This window comes from Nocardia brasiliensis ATCC 700358, from assembly GCF_000250675.2.
Classification (GTDB): Bacteria; Actinomycetota; Actinomycetes; order Mycobacteriales; family Mycobacteriaceae; genus Nocardia; species Nocardia brasiliensis_B.
In genome coordinates, this window is sequence record NC_018681.1 from 5,738,002 (window position 1) to 5,757,880 (window position 19,879).

The following is a 19,879-nucleotide window of genomic DNA, read 5'->3' on the forward strand; positions in this document are numbered from 1 at the left end:
ATGCCTGTCGACAATCCCGTGGCCGGCGATGACCTCGTCATCGCCGCCCACGGCGTCAGCAAGCGCTTCGGCCCGACGCTCGCCCTGGACGAGGTATCGCTCGAGGTGCGGCGCAGCGAATTCGTCGTGCTGCTGGGGCTTTCGGGGTCCGGCAAATCGACCTTCCTGCGCTGCCTCAACGGCTTGCACCCGGTCACCTCGGGCACCATCACCGTCAACGGCACCTCGGTCGACCGCGCCGGGAGTGCCGAGTTGCGCCGACTGCGCCGCGAGGTCGGGTTCGTCTTCCAGCAGTTCAATCTTGTCGGCCGGCTCAGCTGCCTGGAAAACGTGCTGATCGGCGGGCTGGGCTCGCTCACGATCCCGCGGTACGGCGCGTTGGCCTACCCCAAGCGCATGCGCGCCGCCGCGCGCGCCTACCTGGAACGAGTCGGTCTGGCCGAGTTCGCCGAACGACGAGCCGACACCCTGTCCGGCGGACAGCAACAACGCGTCGCGATCGCTCGAACGCTCATGCAGCGACCCAGCATTCTGCTGGCCGACGAACCGGTCGCCTCCCTCGATCCCGAGAACGCCGGCATCGTCATGGACCTGCTGTTCCAGATCTGCGTCGAGGAGAAACTGACCGTGGTGTGCACCCTGCACCAGGTCGACCTCGCCTTGGGGTGGGCCCACCGGATCGTCGGGCTGCGGGGCGGGGCCAAGGTCATGGACCGCCCGACCGCGCAGATGTCACGCGAGGACGCCATGGAGATCTACCGGCGCGTCGACCCGGAATCCACCGAATACATTGCTACCTCAGCGGATTCGGCGTGAGCGCGGTACTGGCGGAGCGTGCCGCGGTGTCTGGGCGCGAGCACGGCGGGCCGGCTCGGCCGCGCTTGCTTGCCGCGCTGTGCTGCGCGGCGGTGATCGCCACCGGCTGCGCGGCCTGGTGGATCGACTTCGCTCCGATGACCCTGCTGGCAGGTCTGGATCATGTTCGGTCGCTGCTCGAACGCATGCTGCCACCGACGCTGGACGACCCGGGCCGGATCTGGGAACTCGCGATCCAGACGCTGCTGATGGCGATACTCGGAACCGCGCTCGCCGCGGCGGTCTCGGTCCCGCTGGCATTTCTGGCCGCCCGCAACACCACACCCCACCCACTGGTGTACACGGTCGCCCGCGCCGCGATCACGTTCTGCCGGGCGATGCCGGACCTGCTTTTCGCCGTGCTGTTCGTACGCGCGCTCGGCATCGGCGTGCTACCCGGAATCCTCGCTCTCGCACTGCATTCCATCGGCATGCTCGGCAAGCTGTTTGCCGAGTCGATCGAGGCGACCGAGCACGGACCGCGAGAAGCGGTACGCAGCACCGGCGTCGGCTATTTCCGCGAGATGCTCAATGCGGTGGTGCCGCAAGTTGTCCCAGCGTGGATCGCGAGCTTCGTCTACCGCATCGATATCAACCTGCGGATGTCGGTGGTCCTGGGCTTCGTCGGTGCGGGCGGGATCGGCTTCGCGCTACAGGATGCGTTGCGCGGCTTGATGTATCCCACTGCACTCGGCATCGTCTGCGTGATGCTGGCGATCATCGCGGCCATGGAGGTCCTCGCGATCGTCGTCCGCAAGATCATGCTCGCGCCGGCTCGCGCCGATCCCCGTCGCGATCGCATTGCCCGAATCACCTTCTCCGCATTGGTGTTCGGGTCCTGCGCCGCCGCGTTCGCCGAACTCGGCATCAGTCCGTGGTCATTGGCGACCTGGGTCGGGCCGTCGATCCGGACCTTCACCAGGCTCGTCCCGCCGAACTTCGGCGCGCTGGGTGCGGAATTGTTCACCGCGGCGCTGGAGACGGTGGCGATCGGGATCGTGGCCACCGCCATCGGCATCGCGTTGTCGATCCCGGTCGGCATCATGGCGGCGCGGAATGTGACCCCGCACGCCGGCGTCTATTGGCTGGCACGGGCCTGGATTCTGGCGATTCGCGCGGTGCCCGAACTGATTCTGGCCGTCGTCTTCGTCGCGGCGGTCGGCCTGGGACCGATCGCCGGCGCCTGTGCGCTGGCACTGGGCTCGATAGGATTCCTCGCCAAACTGGTGGCCGATGCGATCGAGGAAATCGCCCCCGGACCGCTCGAGGCGGTACGCGCCGTCGGCGGTGGCTGGTGGAAAACCCTGTTCGCCGCGGTGCTTCCGCAAGCGATGCCCGCGCTGGTCGGTTCGAGCCTCTATCTGCTCGACGTCAACATCCGAACTTCGACCATCCTGGGCGTCGTCGGCGCCGGGGGTATCGGCTACTTGCTGTTCGAATCGATCCGCACCCTCCAGTTCGATGTCGCGGGCGCCATCGTGATCGTCATGTTCCTCATCGTCTACGCCATCGAAAGGCTCTCAGGGTGGATTCGATCACTCCTCGGGTAACCCGCGCCGCCGTCTGGACCGGTCACGGAGTCGAACTCCGCGAGATCGAACTCCCTGATCTCGCGGCCGGGGACACCCTCGTCCGAGTCCGTCTGGCCACCGTCTGCGGCAGCGACCTGCACACCGTCGCCGGCCGACGGCCCGCGCCCTGCCCGTCGATCCTCGGGCACGAAGCCGTCGGCGAAGTGGTGGTGGCAGGCTCAGACATCCCGGCCCAGGTAGGAGACCGCATCGTCTGGGCAGTGACTGTGGCGTGCGGGCGGTGCGCACGATGCCGGGCCGGGTTCACCGCCAAATGCGCATCCGTCCGCAAATTCGGCCACGAACCGTTCGACAGCGACTGGCCGCTGTCAGGGGCGTATGCCGAATACGTCGTACTCCCGCGCGGTGCCAGCGTCGCGAGAGTGCCCGACACCCTGACCGATGCGGTGGCCGCACCCGCGGCCTGTGCGACAGCGACCGTCATGGCGGCGCTGGACGCCGCCGAGAAGATCACCGGTCGAGTTCTGATCTACGGCGCGGGCATGCTCGGCATCGCCGCGGCGGCAGCCTGCGCGGAAGTCGGCGCGCAGGTGCACGTCCACGAGCTCGACCCCGCACGACTCGAGCTCGCTCGCGAGTTCGGCGCCACCCCTGACACCGGCGAGCCGATGGACCTCGTCTTCGACTTTTCCGGCTCATCCCGCGCTATCACGGGCGCACTCGAGCGCCTTGGTATCGGGGGCACCCTCGTCCTCGCCGGATCGGTCACGCCCGGACCCGCTATCGGCATCGACCCGGAAACCGTGGTACGCAGATGGCACACGATCACCGGAGTGCACAACTACGAGCCGCACCACCTCACACAGGCCATCGATTTCCTCGAACGCACCAACACCACCTACGCATGGGAAACGGTTGTCGCACAACCGGTTCCACTCGCCGAGATCGCTTCACTGTTCACCAGCAGCTCGCCCGGCAAACTACGGATGTCGTGCACACCCTGAACATCGCCGGCAGTAGCGATCAGGTGCGTGGGGCTCGGCCACTCCGGGAGCCGCACACCACATGCTCAACTTGCCGGGGCGCCCATCATCTCCCCCGGCTGCTCAGACCGGGGTGCGAGCAAGCGCAGCGACTCCTCGACGGCCCGGTCGGCGCGCTCCCGGTCACCGGTGAGCAAGAGGTCCAATTGCAGGCCACGGAATTGCGCCAGCACCAAGGTGGCGACCGGTTCCGCACGTTCGCGTGGCCAACCGTCGAGGACGAGTCGCTCTGTGATCATCTCGACCCAGTCTCGAACAAGCGAGGTCGCGAGCTCCTCGCTGCCCTGAACGATCGCCCCGGGCGGGCTGACTAGCTGGAACAGCAGGTGGAACTGCCGCTGCTCGGCCGGCTCGCAAAGTTTTCGCCACAGCGCGCGGACGAGATCGGCCGGCGTCTGCTGCGCTTGGGCGAGTGCGTCCACGTCGGCCGGCTTCGCGAACAAGTCGGTGCGAAGGGCGTCGAGAATGGCCAGCAGGAGTGCTTCTTTCGACGTGAAGTGTCGCAGCAGCGTCGGGTGGGAAACATCGAGTGCCTCCGCGACTGCGCGCAGGGACAGATCAGCGATCCCGTGCTCGAGGACGAACTCCGTCGCACCCCGAAGGAGTTCGGGGCGTCGATGCCGATAGCGCAGCGCGCGTCCGTCGGGTGCCGGTTTCATCTCCATCGAGGCTTCTCCTGGTTCGGCAGGCCGGGTCTGGTCAGCACGGTCCAACTAGGCGTACCATCTGGTACGCGTACCACTTGGTACTCCTAGTCTGCCACGGCGGTAGTCGTCGCAGCCGGATCAGTCCCGTGGTGCCGCCGCAGTTCACGACCGAAGGACCCACGATGTCACCTCGCAACCGGGCCAACACCGTCCCGTTTCTCCTGCGCTACCTCGCTCGCAAGACGTTGACGCGGCGCAGACCGGCTTCGCTCGCGGCGGCCGGGCTGTTCACGGGCGCCCCGCAGCACGTGACCCTCGCCGGCATCCGCGAGTTGGCCCCGACCCGGAAAATGGCGGCGTCGAAGACTCCGTTCGAATGGCCTGTCGGCGCAACGATCCAGCTGCCCGAGACCTACTCGTTCGGCGGCGCCCGATGGTCCACCGAGCAGTTCCTGGTCGGCACCGATACCGCCGCACTCCTGGTCCTGGTCGAGGGCACCGTGCGCTACGAGCGCTATCTGCTGACCGGCGGGCCGAAGGTGAACTGGCTGTCGATGTCGGTCGCCAAGAGTTTCGTGTCCTGCCTCGTCGGCATTGCCGTCGACGAAGGTCTGATCCGCGGCATCGACGATCCGATCAGCGACTACGTTCGGGTCGAGCCGGGATCGGCGTACGACGGCGTCTCGATCAGGACGGTCCTGGGTATGTCCTCCGGCGCTCGCTGGAATGAGGCCTACCATGACCGCCGGTCGGAAATTCAGCAGCTTTCGCGTGCAGTGCTCGGCCTCCAGGGTGGTCTCGACGGCTTCGTCGCACGGATGGCGAAACAGAGCGCCCCCGAGACCGTCTGCCGCTACAACTCCGGCGAAACCCAGGTGCTCGGTGCGCTCATCGCACGCGCCACCGGCCGCACCGTCTCCGACTACATGCACGAGAAACTGGTGGAACCCCTCGGCTTCGAATCACCCGGCTATTGGGTCACCGACATGCGCGGCGTCGAGGCGTCCTTCGCCGGGCTCAATCTCACTGCCCGCGACTACGCCAAGCTCGGCGAGCTGTACCGCAACGGCGGCGTCTGGCAGGGAAACCGCATCATTTCCGAAGACTGGGTGCGGGCCTCCACCACGATCGATTCCCCGATACGCGAACCCGGCAACCCGATCCTCGGCGATCACGGCATCGATCTCGGATACGGCTACCAGTGGTGGATTCCGGCCGGAAACCGCGGCGACTTCAGCGCCATCGGCATCCTCAATCAACTGATCTATGTCGATCCCGCAAGCGGCACCACCATCGTCAAACTCTCCGCCAACCGCGAATACGGCACCTCCAAAGAGGAGCGGACCAACCGCGACGTGGAAAACGTCGAGTTCCTCCGAGCCATCGCTGCCCACGTCGGGCATGCAGCGAGACCGAAGAAACGACCCTCGCCGGCATCGGCAAGGTCGACCACGTGACGGTGGTTTCCGACCGCAGCTACGACGCCGCAGGCACCCGTCGGCACCGCTGGCTACTACATCGACCTGGGCAACACCATCGCCGCCACCGAACGAACCGCCCTCGCGGCCGGCGCGATCGCGAGCCTTCTGCTGGTGCCTGCGTGCGGGCCCGAGGGCCACGAGACCGAACCGGCACTGAGCACCCACAGCATTGCGCAGGTGCGCGTGGCGAGCGAGGTGGGTTTCGGCAATGCTGTTGTGGTGAGCGATGACGAGGCGGTGCCCGGCCCCGGTGACGAGGATGCGTCTGCCGCGCCGGGCGACGTGGACCCGGTGGGCAGGTTCCGGTTCTGGTTCGACGACCAGCGCTGGGAGTGGTCGGCCGAGATCTGGCACTTGTTCGGATACGAGCCGGGCGAAAAGGTTCCGACCACGGAGTTGATGCTCTCGCACAACCATCCCGACGACCGCGCCGCGGTCGCGGACGCGCTGGCGGCCGCGGTCCGGGATCATGGGGCGTTCGGCAGCAGGCATCGCGTCATCGACACCGCGGGGGTGCATCATCAGGTGCTGGTCGTGGCCGACGGGATGTTCGACGCCACCGGCGCCGTGGTCGGCACCGAGGGGTATTTCATCGACTTGACCGCCAGCCTGCGTCGTAACCGGCGCGAGATCCTCGAGGAGACATTGCCGGAGCTGGTGTCGGCGCGGGCGGACATCGAGCAGGCCAAGGGTGTTCTCATCCTGGCCTATGGACTGACCCCGGACCAGGCGTTCGCCACGCTGCGGTGGCGATCGCAGGAGACCAACGTCAAACTGCGCGTGCTGGCCGCGCGACTGGTCGCCGCCGCGACCGCGCTGCGCGGCGGACCGACCGCATTGCGTATCCAGATGGACCACATCGTGTTGAGCCTGCACGAATACCTGGATCCGCCCACGCAGGATCGAAGTCACGGTCAGTGACTCGCGCCGCCCGGTGGTATCCACGCTGAAGACTTATCGACACAGTGAATGACGCACAGTTCCATGGGGTTACAGTTCCACCGGCCTGTCGGTGTCGGCGGTCGGCTGCGGCTCGGTGTCGAGATTCGCCGAGGGGATCCGGGTGCGCATGCTGACCATCCGCCGTGCCCTTCCGGTAGCGACGATGTCGCCGAGCACCAGGCCCGCGCCGATCGCGAGTGTGGTGAGCACGGAAAGCGCGACCGACATTCCCGAGCCGGGCGTATGCCCGATGAACTGAAGTAGCGAATGGGCAACCGCTAGCGACGGCAGCAGAGCACCACAGAATGCGGGCACGATTATCGACGCCGGGGAAATACGCAGGCGGGCCGCAGTCCACGTGCCGACGGCGCCGAGCATCGCCGCGCCGAGCATCAACGATAATTGCAATCCGATATGTGCCCGCGCACACAACTGGACGATCATCTGAGCGAATACCGCGGCCGCGATCGAAATCGGCACCACCCGCGCGGTCGCCCCTTGCGCGAACGCATTCGCCCCGGCAGCGATCGCCGAGGCGAGCAACGCCCAGAACAGCGTGAGACCGGTGAGATGAATCGCCGACGGGTCGACTTCGAGGTGCACCCACCGGGTCGAGGTCACGCCGGCCTGAACACCGGTCACCATGCCGAGCACCACTAGACCGATGCCCAAGCCACGCACCAAAGCCAGGCTCCGGAATCCGGAGATCGCGTCCTGTGCCGTCGCGACGATCCACGGGTGTGGCAGGAGCAGCACCACGCAGGCGGCGACCATGCTGGCGGCTTCGCCCGGATCGATCGAACTGTAGGCCATCGCCAGGCTGCCGAGCATCGTGGCCACGGTCATTTGCGCGACGGCGACGAAGAATCCTGGAATGTAGCGCCTGCCGAGTATTCTTCCGAGGTACATCAGTACGAACATCAGCACGAAAGCCCCGACCGCGGAACGGAAAGTGCCGCCTGCCTGCAAGGCCACGACCACGCCCAATAACCCGACGGCGGCCGCAACGACCGGATAAGGCCATCTCGGATCCGAGCGCATGTATTCGACGAGCCGCTGACTGGCTCGGGTCATGTCGGCCCGGCCGCCGACGATGTCATCGACAACGCCGTACACGTTGTTGAGCCGGTGCAGATCGGCGTTCATTTCACGCACCGCCCGCAGTCCCACGATCGTCGGTTCGTCGGCAGCAGCGTGCACCATATGGATCGATGAGCCGGGAAAGTCGAGTTCGACGGACGCCAGATTCCACGTCGCCGACACCGCGACTATCGCTACTTCCACGCTGCGCGCATCCGCACCAGAGGACAACATCACCTCCCCGAGGTCCAGGCAGAAGTCGATGACCTGGCGGGGCGAATACTGTTCCCCGGTCGCGGCCGGAACGGGCGAAACACCGGAATAGATGCTCCCGCGCAACAACAATGCGATATTGCGCCGTTGCTCGGGCGTGGTCACCCGCGGCGGTGGTTTCGCGACCGGATGAGCCGATCCCTGATCGGACTTTCGACGACGTTTCGATCCAGTCGCGCGAGACCAGGTGCGATCGCCGGTCACGACCCCACCCGTGCTGTCTCGTTCGCAATCGTGCTCGGCATGATCTCCGATCCAGTGCTGCTCGGCAACGACGAACTACCAACGACGACGCAATGCTCGGAAGTCCGATCTCGAATAGCTGAAGGACACCGCCACCGCCCAGCATTGCTGCCGGTTTGCCCATTGGCAACGCAAATATCCCGGCTTGTGATGACGGTTACCCGACCACTTTCGGCGGGCGGTGTCCGTTTGTTTGCCGCAGGCGGCGGGGGGTAGATCGTTTCCGGTCGGATCGGTGCGGAGTGGTTGCCGGAGGGTGATGTGATGTGGTCGCGGGTCGAGGTCGCCGAATCGGTGCGGCCGAGCGCGGTGGTGGTCGTCGTGCCGGTCCACAACGAGCAGCACTTGCTGCGTCGTTGTCTGGCGTCGGTGGAGGTGGCCGCGAGCAACAGTGACGTGCCGGTGCGCGTGGTGGTCGTGCTCGACGCCTGCACCGACGGCTCCGCACGTCTGGTGCCGGCCTCGATGGACATCGTGGAGGTCGGAGCCCGCAGTGTCGGAGCGGCCCGCGCCGCCGGATTCGCCTACGCCGCCACTCATTTCACCGTTCCGGAGCTGGCGCGGGTGTGGTATTCGAGCACCGACGCGGACTCGGTTGTTCCTCCGGACTGGTTCAGCGGCCAGCTGGTTCACGCGAGCGCAGCCGATGTCGTGCTCGGCACGGTGGCAGTGGGCTGGGGTGAGCATCCGGCGCCGGTGCGCGCGGAATTCGAGCGCCGCTACCTGCGCCACGGCTGCCCGGGCCGCGGGCACCACGGTCACATCCACGGAGCCAACCTGGGGTTGCGAGCCGACTGGTATCACCGTGTCGGCGGCTTCGCGCCGCTGGCGGTGCACGAAGACGTCGACCTCGTCACCCGCTTGCAGGCCGCGGGCGCGCGGGTGGCGTGGGTCGACCGCCCCGCCGTCACCACCTCCGATCGCCGCGACAATCGGGTGCCGGGCGGCTTCGGTGGCTACCTCACCGCGCTGGCCGGCGACCACCCGGAGAGTGCCTGATGGGAGCAACAGAAGCGGCCGAATTCGTTCGCGACGCCATCGACACCGACGCGGTGTCGAAGTGGCCGCTGCCCGGTAGCGGTGACACCGGGCAGCGGTGGCAGGCGCTGTCCGACCTCGCACGCACCGATGTCGTGATCGCCAGGCTCACCGAAGCCCACGCCGATGCCTGCGCGATCACCGCCGAACTAGGTGTCGGCGGGCCGCGGCCCGGCCAGTTGTGGGGCGTATGGGCGGCCGAGCCGCCCGACCCGATACTGGCCGCCGTCGCCCGCGAAAAGCGGGTGCGGTTGTCCGGACGCAAGCTGTGGTGTTCAGGGGCGGGGATATGCACGCACGCGCTGGTGACCGCTCGGGTCGAACACGCGTCGGCGCTGTTCGCCGTCGACCTTTCCGACCCCGGAATCACGGTGCTGCCCGGCACCTGGCACGGTGCCGGTATGAGCCGGTCGGCGACCCTGAGCGTCGAATTCACCGATGTGCCCGCCACATTGGTCGCCGGACCGGGGAAGTACGTCGAGCGGCCCGGGTTCTGGCACGGCGCAATCGGGGTGGCCGCGTGCTGGCTCGGCGCCGCCCAGGGCGTCGCCGACCTACTCCTGCAAACCCCCGCCCGCGCCGACGCACTGCGACTGGCCCACCGCGGGGCAGTCGACGCCGCCCTCTACGGCGCCCATTGCGCGCTGACCTGCGCCGCCGGCGAGATCGACGCCGATCCGCTCGACCTGCCCAGCGCTCGCATCCGCGCCCGCCGGGTGCGAGCGGTCATCGAGGACGCCGCGACCCGCACCCTCGACCACGTGGGGCGAGCGCTCGGCGCGGCCCCGCTGGCCCACAACCCGGCACACGCACAACGCGTCGCCGACACCACCGTGTATCTGCGCCAAAGCCACGCCGAACACGACCTGGCCGATCTCGGCGCGCTGATCGGAGCGCGATGAGCGTGCAGCGTTTCGCCGCCGCAGATCTCACCGCGCCGGGCACCACCGTCGAAACCTGGACACCCTGGCTCGAGCAGTTGCCCGCGATCGACCCACTCACCCTGGTCGATACCCCGCACCTGCAGATCGTCGCACCACACCCCGACGACGAAGTCCTCGGCACCGGGGCGCTGACCGCGCTGCTCACCGATCACGGGGTACACGCCTCGATCATCGCCGTCACCGACGGGGAAGCGTCGCACCCGAACTCGCCCACCCACTCACCGGCCGACCTCGCCGCCCTCCGCCGGCGCGAATCCGCCGCCGCCGCAACCGAACTCGGTGTCGCCGAGGTCGTCAGCCTCGGCCTGCCCGACGGTGCGGTCACCGTCCACACGGCCCGGCTCACCGACCTGCTCACCGACCACATCCGGCCTGCTGCCACCGTGGCGATACCGCTGCACAACGACGGACATCCCGATCACGAGGCCACCGCCCGATCCGCCTGCACCGCCGCCGCCCGCCGCGGCGCCCGGGTCCTCGAATACCCGGTGTGGATGTGGCACTGGGCCGCTCCCGCCGATCCCGATATCGACTGGCCCCGCGCCCGGCGCCTGATCCTTCCCGAGGAGTGTGTGCGACGTAAACGGCGAGCCACCGCACTGTTCGCCTCACAGATCCACGCGTTGTCCGATCACGCCGACGACGCCGCTGTGCTGGCACCCCATATCGTGGCACGCCTGCTCACCTTAAACGAGGTTGTCTTCGTATGAACCCGCGCAGCGACCCGGAATTCTTCGACGCCAAATATCGCGCGGATCCCGACCCCTGGAAATTCGACACCGGCTGGTACGAGATCCGCAAACGCCACCTGCTCATGGCGATGCTGCCGCACCCTCGATATCGGGCCGCTTTCGAACCCGGATGCGCCAACGGCCACATCACCGCCGCCCTCGCACCACGCTGCGACCGAGTCCTGGCCACCGACATCGCCCCACGCGCCGTCGAACTCGCCCGCACCCGCTGCCGCGACCAACCCCACGTCACCGTCCACCACTGGGGATTCGGCCAACCCTGGTGCTGGGGAAACGATTTCGACCTCATCGTGCTCAGCGAAATCGCCTACTACCAACCCGCGCCGACCCTGAGCGCCACGATCACCACGATGGCCGCGCACCTCTCCCCTGGCACCACCGTCGCCCTGTCGCACTGGCGTCACCCCGAACCCGACCACCACCTCGACGGCGACCACGCCACCGACCTCGTACTCGCCGCCCTACCCCACCGCAGCGTCGCCACCTACCTCGACGACGACGTCCGCATGGAGATCCTCACCGCATCGGCGTGAACCACCCGACAGAGTGAGACGCCAGACGACCTTCGTCCGCCACAGCGCGCCCTGTCCGCGGCGATCACACGTGGGGAGACTCGGCGTTGCCGCGTAACATGTTGCTCGCCAGAGGGATTCGGTTCGTACCGGCGGCTCGAACCATGCCACGCGCCCTTGATGGCGGCCTGGCCGAGATCGGCGTGGATCGACATCGAAGCGCGTTGGGTACATTCGACGGCGCACGAGTGGCGCAACCAGGGCGGGGAACCATGACCGATATTGCGGACGAAGTCACCGATCAGCTCGGATCGGCTGTGGCCGAGACGATGCGGAAGGTGCGGCCGCGGATACCGGCGTCTCCGGCGGCGACGCTGGGCCGATTGCGGCTGTCGAGCGGCGAGTTCGGCGCATATGCGTTCGGCGAGAACGGGATTCGCGGTGAGCTGGCGCGGCTCGGGGAGTTGCTGCCGGAACGGATACTCGGCGCGCTCGAATTGCTGGTCGCCGAACTTGCCGTGCCGGTGGTGCCGAGCCTGGCGGCGCTGCTGCCCATGCCCGACGACGGGCAGGCCGTCATGGTCGGTCACATGATGGGCGCCGGTGCGACGACGACGGCGATCGACGAACTCGAGGCCTTCCGGCCCGGCGCGCTGGCGCTTGTCGTAGCGCTGACCGCCCGGTTGAGCGAGCACTGCGACGTTGTCGCGCAACTGCGTTCGGCTGCGGAGCGCGACAAGGGCGCCGCGCTGGACGAGGCCGCGGTCGCGGCGGCTCATGGCGCGTCCCACTTGGCGCTGGGGGTGGCGGTGGCGGCGATCGTGCTGCGCAACCTGGGGCATGGCGATGATCCGGCGACGGTGGTCGGCGCCGCGCTGACCGCGGTGTGTCCACTGCTGCGCGCGGCCCCGATGCCGGACGCGTACGACGCCGCGCGGATCGCGAAGATCCGCACCGGGTATCTGTATCCGCGTTATTCCTCGGGCACCGTGCAGGCTCGCGACCATCGGTTCGCGCTGACCGAGTCGGACTTTCCCGACACCGCCGATTTCCGCGGCAACGGTCTGGTGGTCGTGAGTCCGGCGGGGCCGGTGGTGCGGACCGGGACCGCCGATGGCTTCGTTCATGTGACGGTCCAAGTGTTCGACAGTCCACCGGCCGAGGTCGACGCCGGCGGATGGGACGAGGTGGTCGAGGTCGCCTGGACCGCGACCCGTGGCCTGGCATCGATACTCGGTGCGCCACCGTCCCCGGGCTATGGTGGCCACGGTTCGCTGATCGAACAGACGCCGCCGTGGCCGGGTACCTACCGGGTCCGGGTGCACGCCACCGGCCGCGACGACGCCGATGGCCGGGAGTCCTACAAGCTGACCGTGTGGCAGTCACCGGACACCGAAACGGTGGTGCACAAGCGGACCGATCGACTCGGACACCGTTTGCGCGGCGAGCCCGAACCGCTGCGCGTGGCCGAACCCGAGGACGCCTATCGCTGGGTGGCGACGACCGCGCTCGCGGACGCCGGGACGATCACCGTTGTCGCCGCGAGCGATCCCGGGACCGTGGTGCGCGCCTTCGGCGGCGACCCGGCCGCCCCCGAGCGAATGGATGAACTCGAGGAGCGAGCGATGGAGCGTGGCGATCCGTGGATCGCGGTGGCGTCCCTCGCCGACGCGGTGCTGGCGGTGGAGTACAACGGCTATCAGGGCAGCCATGGTCCGGAGTTGCGCGCGCTCTCCCGCGGTACGCGCGCCGCGTCGCTGTACTGGAACGTCAACGGTCTGACGCGGTTGTCGTTCGCCGCCGACGGCCGGATCGTCGCGGCCTTCGAACTCGGTGAGCAGCAACACGATCGCACGCTCGAACCGATCTTGCGCGACTTGGATTTCGATGATTACCGCAACCAGATCGCCAAAGGGCTTGTCGCAGTGGAACGTTTCACCGGTAGCGCGTTCGCCGAGAGTGATCTCGTACGGGTGGAATCGGCCGGGATCGGCTTCGCCGTGCTGCCGTTGCTCGGCGAGCTCCACCCCGTGTCGCGCCGATCCGATGGATCTCGCGCCGATCGCGGGCACGGCCCGCTGGGCGCGGACACCGACCTGCTCACGGAGCTGCCCGCCGAACGCCAGCAGGCGATGGCGTGGTGGGCCGTCGGCCGAACTGCCGAACACGTCCAATTGGCCGACGACCCCGACGTGGTCGCCTGCGTCGAGACCCGAACTCTGACAGCGGAAGCCGAACTGCGCGTCCGTCGATCGACCGTCGGTGATCGGACGAACTACTGGTTCTGGTCCGCGCTGCACAAAGCCACCAACCCCGACCCGTTGGCCGCAGCGATCGGCGCCCTCGACGCCGCCCGCTACGCGTGGGGCCCCGCCGCCGCCGACTTCGTCGACGAAGCCCGGACCGTCCTCAGCGATCCGGGCTAGCCGAGAGGATGTCCGCGCGCGGCAGACTGGATTCTGCTCGTGTTCGGATTAGGCTGGCGTTTCCCGGTTTCGGACTGAACAGAAGGAGTTGTTGTGGCGCGCAAGGTGACTGTCGAACTCGTGGACGACTTCGACGGCGAATCCAAAGCCGAAGATACCGTCCGGTTCGGCATCGACGGGGTCGAGTACGAGATCGACCTGTCGGCGAAGAACGCGGAGGAGTTGCGTGCGGCGCTGGCACCGTGGACCGAGGCGGCACGCCGGGTCGGCCGGGCGCCACGGGGTAAAGAGGGCAAGGGGCGCTCGGTGCGCGATCGTGAGCAGACCGCCGCGATCCGGGAATGGGCGCGGCAGAACGGGGTCGAGGTGTCGAGCCGCGGCCGGATCGCCGCCGAGGTCGTCGCCGCCTACGAAAAAGCGGCCGCTTAGCCCCGAGTTCGAGCCCGGGCGAACACCGGCGTCGGCCGGTGAAGCGTTGCGGTCGCTGACTCTGCGAGCTTTCGAACAGCGTCTTCAGAGTCGGCGCCCGGCTCGGGCCGGTAGATCCACAGTTGCAGCTCGGGATGATCGGGCAGGGTCAGCACGTGCTGGTGCAGCGTGAGCAGGCCCGCTACCGGATGGTGAAAGTGTTTGATGGCGCTGCCTTTTCGGTGAATATCGTGGCGAGCCCACAGCTGACGGAAGGTGTCGCTGCGTAGCGATAGTTCCCCGATCAGTTCGATCATCTGCGGCGCGTGCGGTTCGGGTCCGGCGGCAGCCCGCAGCGTCGCGACGGTGCATCGGGCGAGTTGGTCTGGATCGTCGACGAAGCGGGTTATCGCGTCGTCGAGGAAGGCCATTCGTGCCAGGTTGTCCCGCAGCGGTATTCCGTCGTAGAGGGCATCGGCGGGGCGGTTGCGGGCTGTCACCGCCAGCCAGGGGGTGACGAGCATCGCGGGGGTGGTGATGTGCTCCAGCAGGCTGGTCCAGGCGCGCTCGACGCTCCCGAGATCCTGGTGCGTCCGCCACCCGGGCCTGCTGGGAGCGGCGAGAGCGCGGAGGTGGGTGTGGGCGTCGTAGTCGAGCTGTAGTACCCGAGCCAGCGCGTCCAGGACCTGAGTCGAGGGGTGCTTCTCGCGGCCCTGCTCGAGGTGGGTGTAGTAGTCGGTGCTGACATTGGCGAGCATGGCGACTTCTTCCCGGCGCAGGCCCGGGACCTGCCGCGCCGCACCGGGGACGAGCCCGACTTGCTCCGGGCGCGTGAGCGCGCGCCGCGCGCGCAGGAATTCGGCCAGGGCACCCGGTTTGTTCACCACTCGCTCCAGAGTAAGGACGCCCGCCGTTTCAGGGTGGGTGCGTCAGCACTACCCCGCTGCCACGGACCGCTCCTACCGTCGGCGACATCGAGGGACGGCTGCGGCCGTCATGAAGGGAGACCGATGTTCGTGGTGACAGGAGCGACCGGACGCACCGGGCGGGTGGTGGTCGAGGAACTACTCCGAGCGGACCGCGCCGTGCGCGCCATCGGACGCAGTCACGAAGGGTTGGCGCCGCTGGAAGCTGTTGGCGCGCAGTCGTTCGTGGCAGATCCGACCGACCGAGCGGCACTCGCCGAAGCTTTCGACGGTGCCGACGGGGTCTATGTGATGGTGCAGCCCAATTACATCCCGGACAGCCCCGACTTCCTCGCGCATCAGCGTTCTATCGTCGACGCCATGACCGCGGCGCTCGCCGGCGCGGGAGTCGGCCGGGTCGTGACCTTGAGCAGTTGGGGCGCGGACAAACCAGCGGGCACCGGCCCGGTCGCCGGACTGCACTATCTCGAGCGGCAGATCGATACGCTCGACGCGGTAGTGACGCACCTGCGGGCCGGCTACTTCATGGAGAACCTGCTCGGTCAGCTCGAGGCCATCCGCAGCGCCGGGGTCATCTGTGCGCCGTTCGATCCCGATGTCGCAATGCCTTTCGTCAGCACCGCCGACATCGGCCGGGCCGCCGCGCACAGCTTGCGCACCCCGACCTCCGCATCGGACGTTCTCGAGCTCCATGGTGAACGTGATCTGAGCATGGCCGAGGTCGCCGAGGTGATCGGCCGGATCGCTGATCTGCCGCACCTTCGCTACGTACAACAGTCGATCGAGGAATTCGCTGCGGCTCAACGGCGTGCCGGAGTGTCACCGAATGTCACCGGCCTCATGGTCGAGGTCGTGCACGCGATCAACTCGGGGCACACCGCGACACTGCAACCACGTTCGCCCCGCACCACCACCCCGACCAGCATCGAAACGTTCGTCACCACAACGTTTGTGCCGCAGCTTCAAGCGGCACTCGCCACCGACTGAGCGCCGCCGTGGCGGTAGCACTGGAGGAGGCTCACAGACGCTGTCGACCGTTCACAGCAGGTATCGCTGCTGTGAACCGTGTAGAAAGTCTGTGGCCCGCGCCGAGGCGGTGCCGACGCCCAAGCACTCGGCTTCCCACTGCCGCAACACAACCGGTAAGAACGAACGCAGCCGCCGCGGAACCACCGGATACCAGCGTTGCTGATCGAGTCCCGCCGCGCGCCTTGCTCGATTCGTGCTTGCGGCCGCTGTCGAGACCGGTGCCGTGCGGGCGGCCGGTGGCGACCGAACTGCTCGCTGAGCTACGTTCGGTGAGCAGTTCGTTCGTTCCGAGCTGGGACGCCGCGTCGCCGACCTCGTCATGATGAGAAAGGAACTACCACATGTCCATCGAGATGGTGCCGACGGCGGCTGCGGACGATACCGCGCTGGTCGCCGAGCTGACCGACCTGGTGAATCGGGTGTACGAGGTGGCCGAAGAAGGCTTGTGGCGTGAGGGTGCCAGCCGCACAACGACATCCGAGCTGCGGGGGTTGATCGCCGCCGGACGGATCGCCGTGGCGCGCGAGCAGGATCACCGAATCGTCGGGGCCGTCTGCATTCAGCAATTGTCCGACGACATCGGCGAATTCGGCATGCTGGTGTGCGCGCCCGAGCGACGCGGCACCGGAATCGGCCGGGCCCTGGTCGATTTCGCCGAGCGCCACTGTGTCGAGCAGGGCGCGCGGACGATGCAACTGGAACTTCTGGTGCCCCGCAACTGGACGCATCCGGTCAAGGAATTCGTGCACGGCTGGTATCAGCGCCTCGGATACGTCCTCGAGCGCAAAGGTGAGCTGGAGGAGAGCTATCCCCATCTGGTGCCGCTGCTCGCCACCCCATGCGATTTCCTCGTCTTCCACAAGCCGATGCACTGACTCGGCGCAGCGAGAGCAGCAACCAGATCTGGCCCCTGCATTCACCTTTCGTCCGAAACTCTGTCCCAATCGCTTGCGAGCACCGCCGCGCCCTTGCCACCATCAGATGTCGCCGTTCCGATATTGATTCGCTCGAGGAGGAACATCTTGAAGTATGTCAAGTTGGGCTCGACCGGCCTGGATGTGTCGCGGATTTGCCTGGGCGCCTTGAGTTTCGGCGTGCCGGGCCACGGCGTGCACAGCTGGACCCTGGACCTCGAACAAGCACGGCCGATGATGCTGCACGCCCTGGAATCCGGCGTGAACTTCGTGGACACCGCGAACGTCTACTCCGCCGGGACCAGCGAACAGATCGTCGGGCAGATCCTGCGCGAATACGGCCACCGGGACGAGATCGTGCTGGCGACCAAGGTGCACGGGCGAACCCGCCCCGGCCCCAACGGCGTCGGACTGTCCCGCAAGGCGATCATGACCGAGATCGACAACAGTCTGCGCAGGCTCGGCACCGACTACGTCGACGTGTACCAGATCCACCGGTGGGACCCGGCGACGCCGATCGAAACCACCATGCAGGCGCTGCACGACGTGGTGCAGGCGGGCAAGGCGCTGCACATCGGCGCGTCGTCGATGTGGGCGTGGCAGTTCGCCAAAGCCCAGTACACCGCGGAGCGAAACGGCTGGACCCCGTTCAGCACCATGCAGAACCACTACAACCTGATCTACCGCGAAGAAGAGCGGGAAATGCTGCCTTTGTGCGCCGACCAGGGCATCGGTGTCATCCCGTGGAGCCCACTGGCCCGGGGTCGACTCACCAGGGAGTGGGACAGCGTCAGCGCCCGCAGCGAAACCGACGCGTTCGGCAAGACCCTCTACCGCGACACCGATCGCGAGATCGTCGACCGGCTCGGACAATTGGCCGCGAAGCGGGAGTTGCCGATGGCGCAGCTCGCGCTGGCCTGGATGCTCGCCAAACCGACGATCACCTCCCCCATCGTCGGCGCCACCAAGATGAGTCACCTCCAAGACGCCATCGATGCCCTGGACGTAGAACTCGACGACGACGAGATCAACTACCTCGAAGAGCCGTACCAGCCGCACAGCGTCGTCGGACACCCCATCACCGAGTTGCCGGGCCAGCACTGAGGCGCGCGTCACGGCTCAGCTTTCCCGTATGACCGGCTCGCTCAACGCCTTCGGGAATCGGGCCAGTAGATCGGTGAACTGGTCGGCCAATTCGCGGGCGTGTTCGGCGCTGAGCTGATCTCCGCGATAGGCCACCAGCCCGATCAGGTGCCCGTCCCGTTGCGCCATGGTCACCGTCAGGCCGAATTTGGCGTTGTCGCTGCGCAGCGTGTCGTTCAGTACCGGCGTCAGCCGGGTCCCGCCCAGCTCTGTGGCGTGGCCGTCCAGCAGGTTCATGTTCAGCGTGACGTTCACGTAGGGCGTGTGCCCGAACCGCCGGGCCGGATTCAATCGGGCGACCACGTCGTCGAACTCGACGGCCTGGTGCTCCAGCGCACCGAGCGCCGCGCCGCGCATCCGCAGCAGCACGTCCAGCACGGTGCTGTCTGCCGTCACCCGAGAACGCAGCACGGCGGTGTTCAGGCAGGGGCCGAGCAGCTCGACGAATCGGGGCTGATTCCGGTTCGCCGTCGGCGACCCGATGGTGACGTCGTCGCGGCCGGTCCACCGATGCAAGGTCACCATCAGCGCGGTGGCGGCCACCATGAACCAACTGACGCCGTGCTCGGACTGCGCCGCGCGCAGCGAGTCCAAAAGACCTGTGGGCAAGGGAATCTGGAACGCGCCGTTCGGCTCCGGCGCACCCGGCGCGGGCAACGGCGTCTCCGCGGGCGCGCCCGCCAAAGTGTCTGCCCAGTAGTCCAGATCGGCGTTCCAGGTATCGCTGTCGCGCTGTGCCTCTTGGTAAGCGGCGAATTCTCGATACTGGACGACCGGACGCAGCCGTTCCGCTGCGGTGTAATGCCGGTCCAGCTCCGCGAGCAGGACGGGAATCGACTCCCCGTCGATCACCAGGTGGTGCAGGCAGAGCAGCAGCGCCTGACGGCCGGCGCCGAGCTCGCCGAGGGCGACCCGCAGCAGCTCGCCGGACGCGAGATCGAAAGGCGTGCGCATGGCTGCGGCCTGCCAGTCCGTCATGCCTTCGGGGGCGTCGCGCAGGTCGAGCAGTTCCAGCGGCGGCACCCACGGTTCCCGCAGCCGCACGGACAACGCGAAGTCGTCTTCGACGAATCTCGTTCGCAATACCTCGTATTCGGCCACCAGTCGGCCCAGCGCGGTGCGCAGCCGGTCTGGGTCCAGCCGACCCGCTACCAGCCAGGCGAGCGGAACGTGATTGCGCACGCTCGGATCGATCAGTTCGGCCAGCCAGATACGCCGCTGAAAAGCGGTCATCGCCAAGGGAACATCGGGGACAACGGCATCCGGCGGCGCTGCCGTGGGCGCCGCCGAACCCAGCACGTGTTCGGTGAACTCGGCCAGCCGGGAATGCTCGAACAGCGTCCGGATCGGGATCCGCACCCCGAACTGCTCTCCTACCGCACTCAACAGTGCGCCGGCCATCACGGAATGCCCGCCCAGGGTGAAGAACGAGTCGTCCGGCTCGATTCCCTCCTTCGCCAGCACCTGCTCCCATACGGCGGCCATCCGGCGCATCGCCTCCTGGCGGTCGGATAGCGGAATACTCGAAACGGCGTCCATGAGCGTCGCGTCTCCTCGTCTCGCGGCCTGCGAGAGCCGCGGTGCGGTCCTGCGGTCATCCGAGGAATTTCCTCACGTTCAGTTATGCCAGTCCGAGGCGCTCGGCCGTCCCTGACGTTCGACAGGATGACTCGGCCCACCGGCCCGTGATC

Annotated in this window: 18 protein-coding genes; 14 read left to right on the forward strand and 4 right to left on the reverse strand. The window is 67.5% G+C overall.

The genetic code is table 11. The features are described from left to right. From phnC to O3I_RS25230, 3 genes are read left to right on the forward strand one after another with little or no spacing between them, the layout of a single operon-like run. Positions 1–816 carry a phosphonate ABC transporter ATP-binding protein gene (gene phnC / locus O3I_RS25220; RefSeq protein WP_014985822.1) on the forward strand — a complete coding sequence of 272 codons (816 nt, stop codon included), beginning with the start codon at positions 1–3 and terminating at the stop codon, positions 814–816. After that, positions 813–2,405 carry a phosphonate ABC transporter, permease protein PhnE gene (phnE, locus tag O3I_RS25225; protein ID WP_014985823.1) on the forward strand — a complete coding sequence of 531 codons (1,593 nt, stop codon included), beginning with the start codon at positions 813–815 and terminating at the stop codon, positions 2,403–2,405. The genes phnC and phnE overlap by 4 nt, the downstream gene beginning before the upstream one ends. Further along, on the forward strand, positions 2,381–3,391 hold the full coding sequence (locus O3I_RS25230) for a zinc-binding dehydrogenase (RefSeq protein ID WP_014985824.1): 1,011 nt from the start codon (positions 2,381–2,383) through the stop codon (positions 3,389–3,391). The genes phnE and O3I_RS25230 overlap by 25 nt, the downstream gene beginning before the upstream one ends. Before the next feature lie 65 nt (positions 3,392–3,456). Here the strand turns inward: O3I_RS25230 and O3I_RS25235 are convergent, their stop codons facing one another. Continuing rightward, positions 3,457–4,095, reverse strand: coding sequence for a TetR/AcrR family transcriptional regulator (locus O3I_RS25235; RefSeq protein ID WP_014985825.1), 639 nt, complete (start codon positions 4,093–4,095; stop codon positions 3,457–3,459). A gap of 164 nt (positions 4,096–4,259) precedes the next feature. Here O3I_RS25235 and O3I_RS25240 point away from each other — a divergent pair, with 164 nt between their 5' ends. Further along, a complete protein-coding gene (locus O3I_RS25240; RefSeq protein WP_051067007.1) occupies positions 4,260–5,534 on the forward strand; it encodes a serine hydrolase domain-containing protein in 1,275 nt (424 codons plus the stop codon). A gap of 192 nt (positions 5,535–5,726) precedes the next feature. Continuing rightward, positions 5,727–6,479 carry an ANTAR domain-containing protein gene (locus O3I_RS25245; RefSeq protein ID WP_424769588.1) on the forward strand — a complete coding sequence of 251 codons (753 nt, stop codon included), beginning with the start codon at positions 5,727–5,729 and terminating at the stop codon, positions 6,477–6,479. Between the two features lie 69 nt (positions 6,480–6,548). On the opposite strand, the gene O3I_RS25250 is transcribed toward O3I_RS25245, so the two are convergent. Further along, on the reverse strand, positions 6,549–7,958 hold the full coding sequence (locus tag O3I_RS25250; RefSeq protein WP_014985828.1) for a threonine/serine ThrE exporter family protein: 1,410 nt from the start codon (positions 7,956–7,958) through the stop codon (positions 6,549–6,551). Positions 7,959–8,360: 402 nt separating this feature from the next. On the opposite strand from O3I_RS25250, the gene O3I_RS25255 reads away from it, so the two are divergent. From O3I_RS25255 to O3I_RS25280, 6 genes are all read left to right on the forward strand, one after another. Next, on the forward strand, positions 8,361–9,095 hold the full coding sequence (locus O3I_RS25255) for a glycosyltransferase (protein WP_014985829.1): 735 nt from the start codon (positions 8,361–8,363) through the stop codon (positions 9,093–9,095). After that, a complete protein-coding gene (locus tag O3I_RS25260; RefSeq protein ID WP_014985830.1) occupies positions 9,095–10,036 on the forward strand; it encodes an acyl-CoA dehydrogenase family protein in 942 nt (313 codons plus the stop codon). Before O3I_RS25255 ends, O3I_RS25260 begins: the two co-directional genes overlap by 1 nt. After that, positions 10,033–10,788, forward strand: coding sequence for a PIG-L deacetylase family protein (locus tag O3I_RS25265; RefSeq protein ID WP_014985831.1), 756 nt, complete (start codon positions 10,033–10,035; stop codon positions 10,786–10,788). Before O3I_RS25260 ends, O3I_RS25265 begins: the two co-directional genes overlap by 4 nt. Further along, positions 10,785–11,363 (forward strand): SAM-dependent methyltransferase, encoded by a 579-nt coding sequence (locus O3I_RS25270; protein ID WP_014985832.1) that lies wholly within the window; start codon positions 10,785–10,787, stop codon positions 11,361–11,363. The genes O3I_RS25265 and O3I_RS25270 overlap by 4 nt, the downstream gene beginning before the upstream one ends. 251 nt (positions 11,364–11,614) lie before the next feature. Beyond that, positions 11,615–13,768, forward strand: coding sequence for a DUF6461 domain-containing protein (locus tag O3I_RS25275; RefSeq protein WP_014985833.1), 2,154 nt, complete (start codon positions 11,615–11,617; stop codon positions 13,766–13,768). 93 nt (positions 13,769–13,861) lie between these two features. After that, positions 13,862–14,197, forward strand: a complete 336-nt coding sequence (locus tag O3I_RS25280; RefSeq protein ID WP_014985834.1) for a histone-like nucleoid-structuring protein Lsr2 — start codon at positions 13,862–13,864, stop codon at positions 14,195–14,197. Here O3I_RS25280 and O3I_RS25285 read toward each other — a convergent pair. After that, positions 14,194–15,063, reverse strand: a complete 870-nt coding sequence (locus tag O3I_RS25285; RefSeq protein ID WP_051066758.1) for a helix-turn-helix domain-containing protein — start codon at positions 15,061–15,063, stop codon at positions 14,194–14,196. The two genes, O3I_RS25280 and O3I_RS25285, sit on opposite strands and share 4 nt — an antisense overlap. A 123-nt stretch (positions 15,064–15,186) precedes the next feature. On the opposite strand from O3I_RS25285, the gene O3I_RS25290 reads away from it, so the two are divergent. The 3 genes from O3I_RS25290 (at position 15,187) to O3I_RS25300 (ending at position 18,149) form a co-directional block, all read left to right on the forward strand. Beyond that, complete coding sequence (locus O3I_RS25290; RefSeq protein ID WP_014985836.1) at positions 15,187–16,089, forward strand: NmrA family NAD(P)-binding protein; 903 nt, start codon at positions 15,187–15,189, stop codon at positions 16,087–16,089. Positions 16,090–16,472: 383 nt separating this feature from the next. Continuing rightward, a complete protein-coding gene (locus O3I_RS25295) occupies positions 16,473–17,006 on the forward strand; it encodes a GNAT family N-acetyltransferase (RefSeq protein WP_014985837.1) in 534 nt (177 codons plus the stop codon). Positions 17,007–17,153: 147 nt separating this feature from the next. Then, positions 17,154–18,149, forward strand: a complete 996-nt coding sequence (locus O3I_RS25300) for an aldo/keto reductase (protein ID WP_014985838.1) — start codon at positions 17,154–17,156, stop codon at positions 18,147–18,149. A gap of 15 nt (positions 18,150–18,164) precedes the next feature. Here the strand turns inward: O3I_RS25300 and O3I_RS25305 are convergent, their stop codons facing one another. Next, the gene (locus O3I_RS25305) at positions 18,165–19,727 is read right to left on the reverse strand and encodes a condensation domain-containing protein (RefSeq protein WP_014985839.1); all 1,563 of its coding nucleotides are present in this window, start codon (positions 19,725–19,727) and stop codon (positions 18,165–18,167) included. Positions 19,728–19,879 lie beyond the last annotated feature (152 nt).